This window comes from Streptomyces sp. JH002 (genome assembly GCF_050916115.1).
Classification (GTDB): Bacteria; Actinomycetota; Actinomycetes; order Streptomycetales; family Streptomycetaceae; genus Streptomyces; species Streptomyces xiamenensis.
In genome coordinates, this window is sequence record NZ_CP087989.1 from 5,188,302 (window position 1) to 5,204,402 (window position 16,101).

The following is a 16,101-nucleotide window of genomic DNA, read 5'->3' on the forward strand; positions in this document are numbered from 1 at the left end:
CCTGTACGCGAACGGCCCGCGGGCCGTGCCGCGGGCCGGGTCCTGATCCGGGTCCACCCCTGATCCCCGGCCGCGCCGTGCCGCCCCTCCCCTCCGCCACCCGTTCCTCCCTCACCCGTTCCGTCGCTGACGCCCGGAGGGCTCACACATGTCCGACGTGTACTTCCATCCCGACCCGCAAGGGACGGTCCCCGACGCCGCGGGGTACTTCGGCGCCTTCGGTGGCACCTTCATCCCCGAGGCGCTGCGCGCCGCCGTCGAGGAAGTGGCCGCCGAGTACGAGAAGGCCAAGGCGGACCCCGCCTTCGCCGCCGAGCTGAACGACCTGCTCGTCGACTACACCGGCCGCCCCTCGCCGCTGACCGAGGTGCCGCGGTTCGCCGAGCACGCCGGCGGGGCCCGGATCTTCCTCAAGCGCGAGGACCTCAACCACACCGGCTCGCACAAGATCAACAACGTCCTGGGGCAGGCCCTGCTCACCCGCCGGATGGGCAAGACCCGGGTCATCGCCGAGACCGGCGCCGGCCAGCACGGCGTGGCCACCGCCACCGCCTGCGCCCTGTTCGGCCTCGACTGCACCATCTACATGGGCGAGATCGACACCGAGCGGCAGGCGCTCAACGTCGCCAGGATGCGCATCCTGGGCGCCGAGGTGATCCCGGTGGGCTCCGGCAGCCGCACCCTCAAGGACGCCATCAACGAGGCGTTCCGCGACTGGGTCGCCAACGTGGACACCACCCACTACCTCTTCGGCACGGTCGCGGGACCGCACCCCTTCCCCGCCCTGGTGCGCGACTTCCACCGCGTCATCGGGGTCGAGGCGCGGCGGCAGATCCTGGAGCGCACCGGCCGGCTCCCCGACGCCGTGGCCGCCTGTGTCGGCGGCGGTTCCAACGCCATCGGCCTCTTCCACGCGTTCATCCCGGACAGCGATGTCCGGCTGGTCGGCCTGGAGGCGGCCGGGCACGGCGTGGAGTCCGGCGAGCACGCCGCGACCCTGACCGCCGGCGAGCCCGGCATCCTGCACGGCTCCCGCTCGTACGTGCTCCAGGACGACGAGGGCCAGATCACCGAGCCGTACTCGATCTCGGCCGGCCTGGACTACCCGGGCATCGGCCCCGAGCACGCCTACCTCAAGGACAGCGGGCGCGGCGAGTACCGCCCCGTCACCGACGACCAGGCGATGCGCGCGCTGCGGCTGCTGTGCCGCACCGAGGGCATCATCCCGGCCATCGAGAGCTCGCACGCCCTCGCCGGCGCCCTCGACCTGGGGCGCGAACTCGGACCCGAGGGGCTGATCCTGGTCAACCTCTCCGGCCGGGGCGACAAGGACATGGACACCGCCGCCCGCTACTTCGGGCTCTACGACGGCGACAACGGCGACAGCGAGGGAGCGGCGTCATGACCGGAAACCTGGAGCTGCTCGGCACCACCCTGGCCGCCGCCCGCACCGAGGACCGCGCCGCGCTCATCGGCTACCTGCCGGCCGGCTTCCCCACCGTCGACGCCGGCATCCGCGCGGCCGTCGCCATGGTGGAGGGCGGCTGCGACGTCATCGAGATCGGGCTGCCACACAGCGACCCGGTCCTGGACGGCCCGGTCATCCAGACCGCCGACGACATCGCGCTGCGCGGAGGGGTGCGGATCGAGGGCGTGCTGCGCACGGTCCGCGAGGTGTACGAGGCCACCGGGGCGCCGGTGCTGTGCATGACCTACTGGAACCCCGTGGACCGGTACGGCGCCGAGCGGTTCGCCGAGGAACTCGCGGCGGCCGGCGGGGCGGGCTGCATCCTGCCCGACCTGCCGGTGGAGGAGTCCGAGGTGTGGCGCAAGGCGGCCCAGCACCACGGCCTGGCCACCGTGTTCGTGGTGGCGCCCAGCAGCAGGGACGCCCGGCTGGCGACCATCACGGCGGCCGGCAGCGGCTTCGTGTACGCGGCCTCGCTGATGGGCGTCACCGGCACCCGCGAGTCGGTGGGCCGGCAGGCGTCCGACCTGGTGCGCCGTACCCGGGCCACCACCGAACTGCCGGTGTGCGTGGGACTGGGGGTCTCCAACGCGGCGCAGGCCGCCGAGGTCGCCGCCTTCGCGGACGGGGTCATCGTGGGCACGGCGTTCGTGAAGGAACTGCTGGCCCACGAGGGCGACGAGCGAGCCGGTCTGGACGCGGTGCGCGCCCTGGCCGGGCAACTGGCCGCCGGGGTGCGCCGGTCCGGCTGACGCGGGACCGCAGGGCCGTCCCCGGGCTGCACGGCACGGGGGCGGCCGGGCCCGATAAGGTCTGGCCCCATGGGGAGTATGGGGGCCACACCACAGGGGCCTTGGCAGCCGCCGACGACCGTGGAAGCGGGACTGTACGCGGCCGGGATGAACGGCGACTGGCCGGCGTTCTTCGACGTGCTGGCGGGCACCGATCTGTTCTTTCCGATGTCGCGGGAAGTGGTGGACGCGGTGCCGGGCGGGTTCCGCTTCGCGCCGTTCCGCGACCCCCAGGTGGAGGGGCTGTGCGTGGCCGTCTTCACCCGTGGGATGCTGCCGCCCCCGGTGGCGGGCCAGGTCTTCGAACGCGGCAATCTGGGCCCGCTGGCCAAGGCCTGGCCCAAGACCGTCAGCTGGCTGGCGGTGAACCCCGGGACGCCGGTGGAGACATTCGTACCGGCCGACCCGCGGCAGTGGAAGCGGCACGCCAAGCGGGCCCGCGAGGAGCCGCGCCTGAAGACGCTGTGGACCGGGCCGCGCACCGACGCCATGGCGCACGGCATGGCCTGCGGCGCGCTGCTGCTGGTCAACAACGGCACCTTGTGGAACCAGCTCGGCTGGCAGAACGGCGGCTACTCCGAGACCCGTGAACTGCTGAGGACCTGGTGGGGGATCACCGGCCGGGAGGGCTGGCTGGAGGCTGAGGAGGGCCTGCTGCGCGGCGAGTTGTCGCCGCCGGCGTGGGAGTTCTGTCTGCGGGTGCGGCACGCGCTGATCCAGGAGTACGGGGTGGTGCCGGGCGCGGTGAAGTGGCGGGAGACCTCCGAGCGGGTGCTGCTGGCGCGTACCGCCGAGGTGGTCGACAAGACCGGCCGTCCCCCGCAGTTCGACCTGGACGCGGACATCACCCTGGCGCAGGACCTGATCGGCCGGATCCTGCGGTACGAGGCGCGGTTCCGCGCGGACGGCATCCTGGCGGCGGACGCGTCGGTGCGCTCCGTCCTGGCCTGGGACTTCGGGCGCGCCTCCTTCATGGCGCGAGACGGCCTGGGCGCGCGGTACTGCGACACCCATGAGGCGGAGACGGCGCTGCTGCGGGCGGGTGCGGCGGCGCGCCGGACGTACGTCTCCTGGCCGGACTTCGCGGCCGGGTACATCCTGGGGCGCTGTCTGCACTTCGACGACGAGACGTTCGGCGACTGGTACCGGGAGATGCTGGAGGTGCACCACCTCCTCAGCACGGAGCCGGAGAGCCCGTGGCTGACGGTGCCCTGGGACATCAAGGAAGTTCAGGCCGACCTGAGTTGAGCCGGGCGGGTGACTGATCTCCTCCCTGCCGTCCTGCCGTCCCGCCGTCCGCCGCCGTCCCGCGCCCTGTCCGGGGCGGCCGCGGTCGCCGTCGAGTGGTGGTGAGCCGTGTCCTGACGGCGGGAGACTCGTTGGCCCAGGCGTGAGCCAGAAGAACCGTGACGGAAAAGGCAGGGCCCGCGACCGGATGCGGGAGGAGCGCGAGCGCGAGAAGGCCGCAGAGCGGCGGATGCGTTCGCTCAAGGTCGGCGGAACGGCGGCCGCGATCCTCGCCGTGGCCGGCGTCATCGGCGTGCTGGCCGCCAACTCGGGCGGCACCAGCAACGAGGGCCCCCCGGCGGAGCCGATCACGGTCGGCGAATCGGCCGCCCCCGCCACGCTGGCCGTGTACGAGGACTTCCGCTGCCCGGCGTGCGGGCAGTTCGAGAACGGCTTCCGGGACGTCATCCACGAGCTGACGGACGCCGGGAAGCTGAAGGTGGACTACCACCTGGTCACCATCATCGACGGCAACCTCCGCGGCCAGGGCTCGACGAACGCGGCGAACGCCGCCCAGTGCGCCAACGACCAGGGCAAGTTCTCCCCGTACCACGACGTGCTGTTCGAGAACCAGCCCGCCGAGGCGGACGACGCGTTCGCGGACAAGGACCTTCTGATCGACCTGGCCGGCCAGGTCGACGGGCTGGACAACGAGACGTTCCGCACCTGCGTGGCGGACGGCACCCACGACGAGTGGGCCCAGCGCAGCAACGCCGACTTCATGAACTCCGGCTTCAACGCCACCCCCACCATTCTGCTCAACGGCGAGAACCTCTACGGCAACACCTCGGAGCCGCTGACCCCGGACACCCTGCGCAACAAGGTCAACCAGCTGGTCAGCAGTTCCTCATGATTGATCACAATCGGATCACAGTGTCCCTGTCAGTGGGCTGATATGAGCTGATTCGCCCTCATTTGGCAGAGGCGGCGCGTTCATGGCCCTCTTGCGAAGGCTGAGTGAAGATCACAGTCTGTCCCCCACGAAAGTATCTTTCCCGTGGGGGGCAGCTGTGCGCCGTGTGCGTTCACTCGCCGTGACCATTTCCTTGGTGATGGCCGCAATGACCGCTCTCGACCCAGCCGCGGCAGCGGTCGCGCGGTGGACCAGTGGTCACCAGGCTCCCGATCCCGGAGAACTGCCGGAACAGGTATGGGGTTCGGCGGAGGGCCTCTCCCACACGGCCCAGACTGTGGACACCACCGCGAATCTTGGTGAAACGGGCTCAGGGCCCGGCGCGTCCCACGGCCAGCTCCCTGTGGAGGAACGGTCCGGAACGGAACAGCTCGGAGACACCTCACAACCGCCGCAGGCCGAGCCGGTTGAGATCCTGGAGATGGAGGAACCCCCGGAACCAGCAGGCTTCGACGAAGAGCGCAGCACGGAAATCGTCGATGAGCGTGAGGCACAAGCGCGGACCTTTTTGAATGAGGACGGTTCCTACACCACCCGCTTCTACGACGAGCAGGTCAACTTCCAGATCGGGGACGGGAGCTGGCAGGCCATCGACCCGACGCTTCGGCGTACCACGATGACCGCGCCCTGGACCACGACATCGACCGAGACCGGCATCAGTTTCGCCCCCCGCGCGGACGCTGATCCGATCCTGCGGATGCGCCTCGATGACCAGCGCTCCATCGGGTACGCGGTTGAGGGGGCTGCGGGGGTGGTGGGTGAGGCCGAGGGGCCGGTGTTGACATACCGAGGAGCCCGGAACCTCACCGATCTGGAGTTCATCGGCGGGAACGACTTCATCAAGGAAACGCTGATTCTGCACGGGCCCGAAGCGCCCCTTGAATGGCGCTTCCCGCTGGAACTGCGGGGCCTGACGGCCGAACTCGACGAGGACGGCGCCGTCGTCTTCCTGGATTCGGAAGGCACCTCGCACGCGGTCATGCCTCCGGGCTGGATGCAGGATTCCGACTTCGACGAGCGTTCCGGAGAGGGCGCGATCTCGGGCGAGGTCCACTACGAGCTGCTGCGGATCGACGGGCGGCAGGTCCTCGCCGTCACTCTCGACGAGGCCTGGCTGACGGACCCTGAGCGTGTCTATCCGGTCAGAGTGGACCCTTCGGTCAGCAGAATCGATTCTTCGTCCTCCACCTACGTACAGAAGCCGTACAACATCAACTTCTCGACGGACACCGTCCTCAAGGCCGGCACCTACGACGGTGGAACCCACGCGGCGGCATCCTTCCTCCGCTTCTCCGGCGTCGAAAGCACACTGAAGAACGCCTGGGTGCTCGACGCCCGGCTGGGGATTTACAACACCTGGTCCTACTCGTGCGACCCGCGGCCCGTCACCGTCCACCCGATCACCCAGAACTGGTCCGCGGCAACCCTCAAGAACTATCCGGGCCCGGCCACCGGCGCCGCACTCGGCTCCAAGCGCTTCGCCCACGGCTGGCGCCCCAACGGCGCCGTACCCTACAACTGCGCCCCGGCCTGGGAGTCCATCCCGCTGGGCGCCCAGGGGCGGGCTCTCGTCGACGACTGGACGCACGGTCGGAAGACCAACTACGGCCTGGCCGTCAAGGCATCGGCGACAGACTCCTACGGATGGAAGCAGTTCGGGTCCAGCAGGTACCCCAACGGCGCCCCGACTTTGGACGTCACCTGGACCAAGTATGGTGCGACGTACCGTCTTGGTCAGCTCACCCAGCCGGTCACCGCCGTCAGTGAGGGTGTCCAGAAGGTCACCGTGACCAACCTCGGACGTGACACCTGGAAGAAGGACGGCCAGTACCAGCTGCGCTACAACCTCTACGACTCCGCAGGCAAGGAACTCACCTCCGCCTCCCTGCGCCGGTACACCTTGATGCCCAGGGACGTGGCACCGGGGCAAAGCGTCACCCTCGACGCCAAGATCGCACCCCTGACCCCGGGCACGTACACCGTTGAGTGGACGATGACCGATCTCGGGGTGTCCCGCTTCACCGCGCAGGGCGTTCCCGGCGGCCGCGTCAGGCTCGCCGCCGTCAACATTCCGCCCCAGCTCACCGCCGCCGCCCCCGGGAGCGGTGCGGTCTTCGATTCACTGACTCCCACCCTGTGGGCCGACGGTCAGGACCAGGACCGTTACCCCAACGCCAAACTGCAGTACACGTTTGAGGTCTGCGAGGTCGATGGCGAGAACGCACGGAAGAACTGCCGAAAGGGGACCCGCGGTACACCACAGCAATGGGCCGTGCCCCAGGGCTGGCTTTCCTGGAACAAGACGTATGCCTGGTACGCGTACGTGTACGACGGCAAGGACACCTCGTTGCGTCCGCACCCCTCGTTCTTCAGCACCCGGGTCCCGCAGCCCCCCGTCACTGGCCATCTCGGGGGCGAGGACGGACACGAGTTCAGCCGCCGCAGTGGCAACTACAGCACGGCGGCGACCGACGCTTCCCTCGCCACGACGGGTCCCGAACTCGCTGTGGTCCGTACGTACAACTCCCTCGACCCGCGTACCGATACCGCTTTCGGCCCCGGATGGTCGACCCGGTGGGATATGCGGGCGACCCCGGAGAACGACGGCAACCTGGTGATCACTCTCACCGAGGGCACCCGGGTGCGCTTCGGCCGCAACGCGGACGGAACATTCACCGGGCCGACCGGAGGCAGCGGTACCCTCACCGCTGTCAGCGGCGGAGGTTGGACGCTGCGTGACCGCTCGGGCAGCATGTACACCTTCGCAGCGGATGGCCGTCTCACCACCGTTGCCGACGGCGCCGGCCGGGAGCAGCGACTGAGCCACACGGACGGCAGGCTTACCCGTGTCACCGATGTCCAGTCCGGCCGTACGCTGTCCTTCACATGGGAGGGCACGCGGGTCGGATCGGTGACCACCAACCCGGTGGGCCCGGAGGAATCCGGGCTCACCTGGACCTACAGCTACACAGGCGGCCAACTGGCCGAAGTGTGCCCGCCCACGGCAGGCGAGGACTGCACCCGGTACGACTACACCGACGGTTCGCTGTACCGCAGCGTCGTCCTCGACCAGAGTCCGCTCTCCTACTGGCGCCTCGGCGAGGCCGAGGGAGAGATCGCCGAGAGTATTGCCCCGAGCCGGGCGGGGTTCACACACGGCGAGTACTACAACGTCGAATACGGTGAGTCCGGCTCCATCGATGGGACCACCGACACCTCGGTATCTTTCAACGGCACCGACTCATACGTGCAACTGCCACACGACACGCTGCGCAGCTCCACCTTCCTCACCGTGGAGATGTGGTTCCGCACCACTGAATCGGGTGTGCTTCTCGGTTTCCAGAACGGCCGCTTGGAAGACGGCGCTCCCGACGAGAAGAACCCCGTCCTGACCGTCGACAGCAACGGACGGCTCAGTGGACTGTTCACCGTGGAAGGCAGCACGAGCATCTCTCCGCTCAAGAGCGGCCAAACCGTCACGGACGGTTCATGGCACCACGCCGTGCTGACCGCCGCCGGAACGACGCAAGCGCTTTACCTCGATGGTGCCCGGGTCGGCAGCCGCAACGGGCCGATCGACCACCGTGATCTCTCGTACACCTACTTGGGAGCGGGCTACTCGGACTCCTCGTGGGACGGTGCGGCGGCCGGAGTGCGGTACTTCACCGGTGAGCTGGACGATGTCGCCGTTTATCAGCGTTCGCTCGACTCGACGACCATCGCCGAGCACTATGCGTTGCGGCGTCCCACCCCACAGCTCTCCACCGTGACCCTTCCCTCCGGCCGTACGCACGCCCAGGTTGATTACGACCCGGCGACAGGACGTATCAACCGGCTCACCGATAAGAACGGCGGAGACTGGGAGATCACTGAGCCCCTCTATTCCAATGGATCGAGCAGCTACGCCGATACCATCCGTTCCGGCAACCCCACCGGCTACTGGCGGCTCTCGGAGCGCACCGGAGCGGTCGCCGCGAGCGCTCTGGGGGAGGAGCTGAACGGTAGCTACTTGGACGGCACACGTCTGGGTGGAGCAGGCCCATTCACCGACGGTGACACGAACTCTCCGTACTTCGCCGGAGGCAGCGCCGTGGAAGTGCCGACGGACGCGTGGGGCGACACCAGCGCACAGACCATCGAGCTGTGGTTCAGAACCAGTGGATCCGGAGTCCTGGTAAGCATGCAGGACAAGCCACTGGGCACCACGCCTGACAACTGGTGGCCGATGCTCCTGGTCGACGAACAGGGGAAGCTCCGCGGCCGGCTGCGTTATCCCGGTGACTCCACCACGCTGCTGTCGAACGTGCGAGTTGACGACGACGTCTGGCATCACGTGATCCTCACCGGAAGCGAAGAAGGTCAGGCCCTCTTCCTGGACGGTGAGTACCAGGCCTCCAACCGGAACGGCACCGATGGGGAGCGACTTCCGTACACCTATATCGGCGGAGGCTACGCCTCCGGAAGCTGGAACGGTGAAAGCGCCGGCGACCACAACTTCCACGGGCAGATCGCTGAAGTCGCCCTGTACGACATTGTCAAGGTGACGTTCACCGGCGGGGGGAACGGGATCGGGTATCGCGGGAACATCGCGGAGGCCTACCGAGCTCGTAACGCGCTCATCTCGGGCAACGGCGGCGCCTACCTCGGGTCCGTTCTGGGCGACGGCCCGGTGGCTTACTGGAGACTCGACCAGGTCAACGGCACCACCCTGTCCGACGAGACCGGTCTGCGGGACGCGACCCTGCACAGCAACTCCCCCACCACCGTCAACGCCCCGGGCATCTTCGGGCCGGGGGACGACAGGGCGCTGCGGCTCACCCAGAACAGCGTGGTGGAGATACCGGGTGACATCCTTGGGGGCACTTCCACAATCAGCGCCGAACTCTGGTTCCGCACCAAGGAACCTGGCGTGCTCCTGTCCTTCCAGGACAAGCCCATCGGTCAGACACCGGACTCCTGGCGGGCCGCCATCAACATCGGCGCCGAAGGCAAGCTGCGTGGCGAATGGTGGGTGCCAGGACTCGGCGGTGCGAAGCCGATCGTCTCCAGTCAGTCGGTTACCGACAACGAATGGCACCACGTCGTGCTTGCCGGGGCCGGGAACACCCAGACGCTGTACCTCGACGGCGTGAAGGTCGGCGTGCTCGAGGGCCCCATCGCCAACCAGGGGATGCCTTACTCCTACGTGGGCGGCGGCTGGGGGAGCAGCGGCTGGATGGGGATGCCGGGCAACACCTACTACTTCGGGGGCGAGATCGACGAAGTCGCCCTCTTCCGCCACGCGCTGACCGAGGAGCAGGTGACAGCCCGCTACGCGGCCAAGACCCGGGCCGCAGGATCGGCCCTCGGCGCCACGGTCACCGTGACGGACCCGGTGGGTCAATCCACCAGCGCCACGTATGACGCACTACGCGGATACCGCACCACTTCGGCTGTCGACGCAGACGGCGAAACAACCTCATACGCGTACGACACGGGCGGTTTCTTGCACACGGTAACCGACCCGAACGGCAACGCCACCATCACCGGCCACGACAGCCGGGGCAACACCCTGTCCACCACGACCTGCCGTGGCCCGAAGAACTGCCAGACCTCTTACGCCGCTTACTACCACAACGACAAGGACCCCCTGGATCCGCGCAACGACCGGCCCGTCGCTACCAGCGATGCCCGTTCGGCCGGCCCCGCGGACACCGGCTACCGGACGACGGTCACCTACACCGCCCAGGGCCTGCCCGCCACGACCACTCTTCCCGACGGCCGTACCACCTCCCATACCTACACAGCGGGAACGGAAACAGCTGTGGATGGGGGTAACGTGCCGAAGGGCTTGGTCGCCGACGAAACAGATCTGGCAGGGGCACGCACGACCTACGCCTACTACTCCAACGGGGACCTGGCACATATCACCGCGCCCAGCGGGCTCCGCACGGAGTTCACCTACGACGGCCTAGGTCGGCGGCTCACGGAAACCTGGCTGCCGGAGGACCGGCCCGAAGGCATCACCACGACTTACACCTATGACGCCCTGTCACGCGTCATGGAGGAGACCGGCCCTCAGACCCGGAACGAGATCACGGAGGAGGTACTCACCGCCCGTACCCGGCGTACCTTCGACGCCGATGGACGGGTGCTCAGTGAAACGGTGTCGGCACTCGAAAAGGCCACCGACGAGCGCAGCACGACCTATCACTACGACGCCCGTGGCCTGAATGACCTGATCACCGATGCGGAGGGGAACAGTACCCGTTTTGGGCACGATGCCCTGGGCCGGGTCATCACGGAGACCGACCCGCTCGGCGACACCCTGCGCCACACCTATACCCCGCGCGGACAACTGGCCACCGTGGTCCTGGAGGACTGGGACGGTCACCCCTCGGGAGAGGTACGGGACCTGACCCTGGAGTCCCACGCCTACGACCCCGCAGGCAGGTTGGCCCGGACCACGGATGCCATGGGCACCACCACCTCTTACACCTACTTGGACGACGGGCTCCTCGCCACCACGACGGCTGAAGATGTTCTCCAATCGGACGGCAGCTCGCACGACATCGTGCTGGAGAGCAATTCCTACGACCGGGCGGGCAGGATCGTGCGCCAGGTGACGGCCGGTGGTTCGGCAGAGATCACGTATGCGTACGACGTCACCGGGCGGGTCACCGGTACGGTGTTCGACCCCGAAGGGCTGAACCGCCGGACGACGTACACCTATGACGCGGCCGACCGGGTGCTGGAGCAGCGGCAGAAGGGTGCAGACGAGGAGGAGCATCAGTTCCAGTCGTTCACCTACGATGTCGCGGGCAATGTGCTGTCCGAGACGATCGGGGACGCTGACAGCAGCTTCACCACACGGCACAGCTACGATCAGCGCGGTTTGCGGATCACCACTGTTAGCCCGCGGGGCGCCGTTGATGGTGCGGATGCCGACGAATTCACCACGGAGTTCGACTACGACGCGCTCGGCAGGGCCGTCGTGGTGACAGCGCCCGGGACCGATGCAGGCCGCGCTCGGATTCGTACGGGCTACAACGTTTTCGGTGAAGCCACCGAGAGCGAGAATCCGCTGAGGAGTGTCACGCGGGTGGAGGTGGACCGGCTGGGCCGCCCGACAGCAGCTATCCTGCCCGACTACACCCCGCCGGGCGGGGGGACCATCACCGCGAAGACCGAGACTGTGTACGACGCGCTGGGCCAAGTGGTGGAGCAGACCGATGCCCTCGGTCGCACCACCCGATACAGCTACGACCAGTTGGGAAATGTGAGCCGCCGCATCGACCCACCGGCGGGGCACGTACATGATGACGGCGTGCCGTGGGCCTGGCAGAACGATCTGTCCCTTGACGCCCTGGAGCGTCTGGACCTGCCTGGCGAGACCACGTTCACCTGGACACCGACCGGATTGCAACTGTCGGCCACAGGACCGACAGGGGCAACGTCCGAAGCTACTTACGACGGTCTTGGCAGGCAGCTCACGCAGACGGTGGTCGAACGCCACCCCGCGCTGCACTACCTCACCGCTGTATACACGTGGGACGACGCAGGCCGTCAGGTCACTTCGCGTTCCGCCGGCGGGAGAACGATCCGGGCCGAGTACAACAGCGCCGGAGAAGTGCTGAGCGTGACGAACCGCGCAGGCGATACCGACACCTTCCGGTATGACGCGTTTGGCCGCTCCACAGAGTCGATCGACGCGACAGGCCGACGCAGCGTGAGCGAGTACAACGCCCTGGGCCTGGTGGTCGGAACCGCAGACTACGGCACAGGTGAAGCGATCCTCCGCAGCACTTCCGCCACCTATGACGCCGAGGGAAACCAGATATCGGTAACGGGGGCGACCGGTACCACGCGTACCTTCCGGTACGACGCTCTCGGGAACATGATCGAACAGTCCGAGCCGGTGGACGACGACACGGTGATCACCACGAGCTTCGGTTATGACCTGCTGGGAAACCGGACTCGTATCACGGATGGCCGCGGAAACTCGACCCACTACACCTACACCTCCTGGGGCCTTCCCGAATCGGTGATCGAACCCGGCACGGAGGCTCACCCGGAAGCGGCCGACCGCACCTGGACCCGCGCCTACGACGCCGCAGGTCAGGAGATTCGTCAACTGCTGCCCGGTGGGGTGGAACGGCGCAGGACGTACGACGGCCTCGGCCGACTTGTGCACGAGTCGGGCAGTGGAGCGGAAGCTACGACGTCCGACCGGTTCCTGGAGTACGACCTGGCCGGGAACATGACGGCGCAATGGACCGACGGCGCGCTCGTGAAGGACACCTATGCCTACAACGACCGAGGCCAGTTGTTGGCGGCGGATGGGCCGGGTGGTGATTCAAGGTTCAGTTATGACGCCGACGGCCAGATGATCGAGCGGATCGACGGGGCGGGGACAACGAGGTTCGGCTACAACCATCGTGGACAGCTGTGGTGGGCCGGGGAACACATCGCCGGTTCCCACATCAACTACGCCTACGACGCGGCAGGCCGGTTGACGAGTGCCCAACACCTGGAACCCAAGGAGGGCACCGGCGATGGCTTCGCCGCGATGTCTGAGGGCGTGTGGAATGAACTGGCCACCCGTGAATACCACTACGACGCGCTGGGGCGGCTGACACTGGACCAGTTGCTTAAGGGTCGGGACGGTGACGAGATCAGCGCCATCGCCTACGCGTACGACCTGGACGGACTCCTGACTGAGAAGGAAACCCGAGGCACTGCCGGGGCCGGTATCAATGCCTACACGTATGACCAGGCCGGACGGCTTATCAGTTGGGAACACGACGGCACTACGGTGGAATACGCGTGGGACGCCTCGGGCAACCGGGTTCGCGCCGGTGAACTGACCGCGGCCTTCGACGAGCGCAACCGATTGCTCAGCGACGGGACGTCTTCGTACACCTACACGGCACGCGGCACCCTGAAGGGTGTCACGACAGATGGCGGATCAGCCCGAACCTTGTCGTTCGATGCCTTCGAGCGCAAGATCACGGATGGGGAGAGCCGCTTCGCCTACGACGCCCTGGACCGGGTGACTCACCACGGGGACACACCGTTCCGCTATGACGGGGGGTCCAACAACTTGGTCTCGGACGGAAAAGCGGCATATCGCCGCACCCCGGCCGGCAATCTCCTGAGCATGGTCGAAGACGAGTCGGAGCAGCAACTGCTCACCGACCGGCACGATGACGTGGTGGCCGTCCTCAGCCCAGAAGGGAACACCCTGACGGGTTCCCGCGCCTACGACCCCTTCGGTGAACCGATCGCGGAGGAGGGCGAACGGACCTCTGTCGGCTACCAGTCCGGCTGGACGGATCCGGAGAGCGGCGAGGTGAACATGGCCGCCCGCTGGTACCAGCCGGGCACCGGAACCTTTACTTCGCGCGACACGTGGACACTCCCACCGACCCCCTCGGGCAACATCAACTCCTATGCGTACATCAGTGGTTCGCCATTGAGTGGTACGGACCCCAGCGGCCATGCGGCCGTATGTGCGACTCCGGTGTCTGCCCCAATATGTGGAACCGGAGCAGTGGCAACCATTCCCATTCGCGCAGCGCTGCCGATTCTCATCCCTGCTTCGCTCCTCGGTGGCGGAATTTACGGCGGTTACCAGGCGTACAACAAGTTCAAGCGATGGCGGTCATCAGACGGCAGTTCTGGAGGCAACCATTCCGGAGGCAGCCTGGATTCGCTGAATTATGCAAATGGCCTCGCGGCATCAATTAATGCCCAGGCTTCGCGTTTCGAACGTCTGGCGTTGTCTCAATACATCCTCGGCTTGGCGCGCCAATTGATGAGCCAATATTTGAATCCCGCCGAGGGCCCCGGCGCAGTCGCTGTCGGTGGTGGTATCAGAGGAGGATCCGGAGGAGCGGGCACGAAATTCGCTGCTGCCGGTGGCCGTAGGGACGGCCCGCCTCCCCCTCCGCAAAATCCGAACCGTGGTGATGATCCCATTCCGGCCCCGGCTCAACCGCCCGCCCGCATCAACTGGGAACCAGCGATGGGTCGTTGGACCTCCGAACAGGGCTGGGACATGATTCTGGATGCCCAGGCATCGCTGAATCTCATTGGGCAAAACTCATTGAAGCCCCACTTGATTTCAGCTCCTCTCAATAATCCAGGTGGTAAAAACAACGGGCGGACGCGGCAGGATGATCGTTGTGATGTGGGGCCCGGTGTCAGTCCGACGGGACACGCTGTCTACCTGCCGAGAGAGCGATATTACGATTCCTTTGAAAAGCGTCAGGAATGTCGAGCGACGGGCGCATACGGGCTCCTTGATAAGAGTGACTACAATAAGAATCGCAAAATAACCTGGACCAATACCAACGCATCGACACAGCCTCCAGGAATGAACGAGATTCGCAGCCAAGGTCACAGGCCTCAAAATGGCCACCTTATTCCTGCTATCATGACGGGTTCGGGGATCGACTTGCGCAACTTGGTGGCGGAATATGAGAAAACGAATAGCCCCTATCTGAGCACTGGCGTTGAGAAAGATATACGTGAATGGGTTCTAGAGGGTCACGTGGTACATGTTTCTGTCGTTCCGCACTATAAAAATGACCATTCCGGAATTCCGGAAAAGATTGAGTACAATTATTCTCAAGTTGGCGGGAGTGAGAGTAGGCATTGCGTCATCTATCAGGATCCAACGGGTGGGAAAACGACGGGTAATTTGGAATGCCCGAAACGGTGAGCAGTGGAGAGAAATGGAATTTCCCTATCTTGCGCGCGTGAGATTTTTGCTCGGAGACCCTTGGCGCCCGGAGGTGGTAACTGAGGCATGGAGTGCAGTTGAGTCCGAACTTGGTTTTGCCTTGCCGGAGGATTACAAAAAAATCCTTGGCCTCTATGGACCTGTTGAACTAAATCATCGGATGGACCTCCTTTCTCCCATTCCGGGGCGGTGGAATGTAGCCGATTGGATCGGGTCGACATCCCGTGCCTGGGCGGAAGAGTCTTGGGAGGGGGAGGTCCTCGAAACCGACCCCAGGGCGTCTTTGGGTATCTCTGAAATGCGCTTCGGTCAGCGTGGGGGCCTCATTCCCTCTGTGCCGACAACCGTGGCTTCTGAAATTGTTTTCATGGCCAATTCGCCAGTAATCGACGGCTGGTGGATATACGTGTATCGGGACTATGAGTTCTATGAATATAGAATGAACTTCTCGGAGTGGCTATATCAATATTTGATATGTGGCGATGTCGTGCTCTATGAACCTCCGTTGAATGCGAGGGCTGTGGAGCTGCGTAGTCTTCCGATGTCGGAAAGTGATTCTGTGCGCACTTGGTACGGCCCAGATCCAGGTCGCGAGTGCGGGAGCATGGGTAAGTGATTTCTGCAGGGGTGTAATGGAAGAGCTAAGCGGCCCGCCAGGTCATATCCCGACTGTGGAGTCGGCTGGCTGGGTCAGCTTTGCCCACTGGTTGATGCGGTGAGAGCCAGGCGTTGATCGCAAGATTCCGGATCTTCTTTCCAGCAGGCGTAGGAGAAGATTCTGCAGTTTGGACAAGTAAATGTCGAGGTCAGAGAAGACCGCCAGCCAGACGGTGGGAACGGGAGCCGATGTAGATCGGCTTCGGGTGCTGCTGAGTGGGACACGAAAGCTACTCGGCGAGTGAGAGGTGCATAGTGG

The 16,101-nt window shown here is 66.0% G+C and carries 6 protein-coding genes; all 6 read left to right on the forward strand.

Annotated elements, in window-relative coordinates:
- Nucleotides 1–148 precede the first annotated feature (148 nt).
- The 6 genes from trpB (at nucleotide 149) to H7827_RS23905 (ending at nucleotide 15,801) form a co-directional block, all read left to right on the forward strand.
- Entirely contained in the window at nucleotides 149–1,405 is a 1,257-nt protein-coding gene (gene trpB, locus H7827_RS23880; RefSeq protein WP_432747294.1) for a tryptophan synthase subunit beta, read from the forward strand.
- Entirely contained in the window at nucleotides 1,402–2,220 is an 819-nt protein-coding gene (gene trpA / locus H7827_RS23885; protein WP_432747295.1) for a tryptophan synthase subunit alpha, read from the forward strand. Before trpB ends, trpA begins: the two co-directional genes overlap by 4 nt.
- Before the next feature lie 69 nt (nucleotides 2,221–2,289).
- On the forward strand, nucleotides 2,290–3,507 hold the full coding sequence (locus tag H7827_RS23890; RefSeq protein WP_030734158.1) for a DUF1266 domain-containing protein: 1,218 nt from the start codon (nucleotides 2,290–2,292) through the stop codon (nucleotides 3,505–3,507).
- Nucleotides 3,508–3,649: 142 nt separating this feature from the next.
- Complete coding sequence (locus H7827_RS23895) at nucleotides 3,650–4,399, forward strand: DsbA family protein (RefSeq protein ID WP_432747296.1); 750 nt, start codon at nucleotides 3,650–3,652, stop codon at nucleotides 4,397–4,399.
- A gap of 181 nt (nucleotides 4,400–4,580) precedes the next feature.
- On the forward strand, nucleotides 4,581–15,164 hold the full coding sequence (locus tag H7827_RS23900) for a LamG-like jellyroll fold domain-containing protein (RefSeq protein WP_432747297.1): 10,584 nt from the start codon (nucleotides 4,581–4,583) through the stop codon (nucleotides 15,162–15,164).
- 13 nt (nucleotides 15,165–15,177) lie between these two features.
- Nucleotides 15,178–15,801, forward strand: coding sequence for an SMI1/KNR4 family protein (locus tag H7827_RS23905; RefSeq protein ID WP_432747298.1), 624 nt, complete (start codon nucleotides 15,178–15,180; stop codon nucleotides 15,799–15,801).
- Nucleotides 15,802–16,101: the final 300 nt, after the last annotated feature.

Excerpts from the sequence above, each read along its gene's own strand:
- trpB (WP_432747294.1), top strand. The coding sequence starts at position 149 with ATGTCCGACGTGTACTTCCATCCCGACCCGCAAGGGACGGTCCCCGAC.
- H7827_RS23905 (WP_432747298.1), top strand. The coding sequence starts at position 15,178 with ATGGAATTTCCCTATCTTGCGCGCGTGAGATTTTTGCTCGGAGACCCT.
- trpA (WP_432747295.1), top strand. The coding sequence starts at position 1,402 with ATGACCGGAAACCTGGAGCTGCTCGGCACCACCCTGGCCGCCGCCCGC.
- H7827_RS23890 (WP_030734158.1), top strand. The coding sequence starts at position 2,290 with ATGGGGAGTATGGGGGCCACACCACAGGGGCCTTGGCAGCCGCCGACG.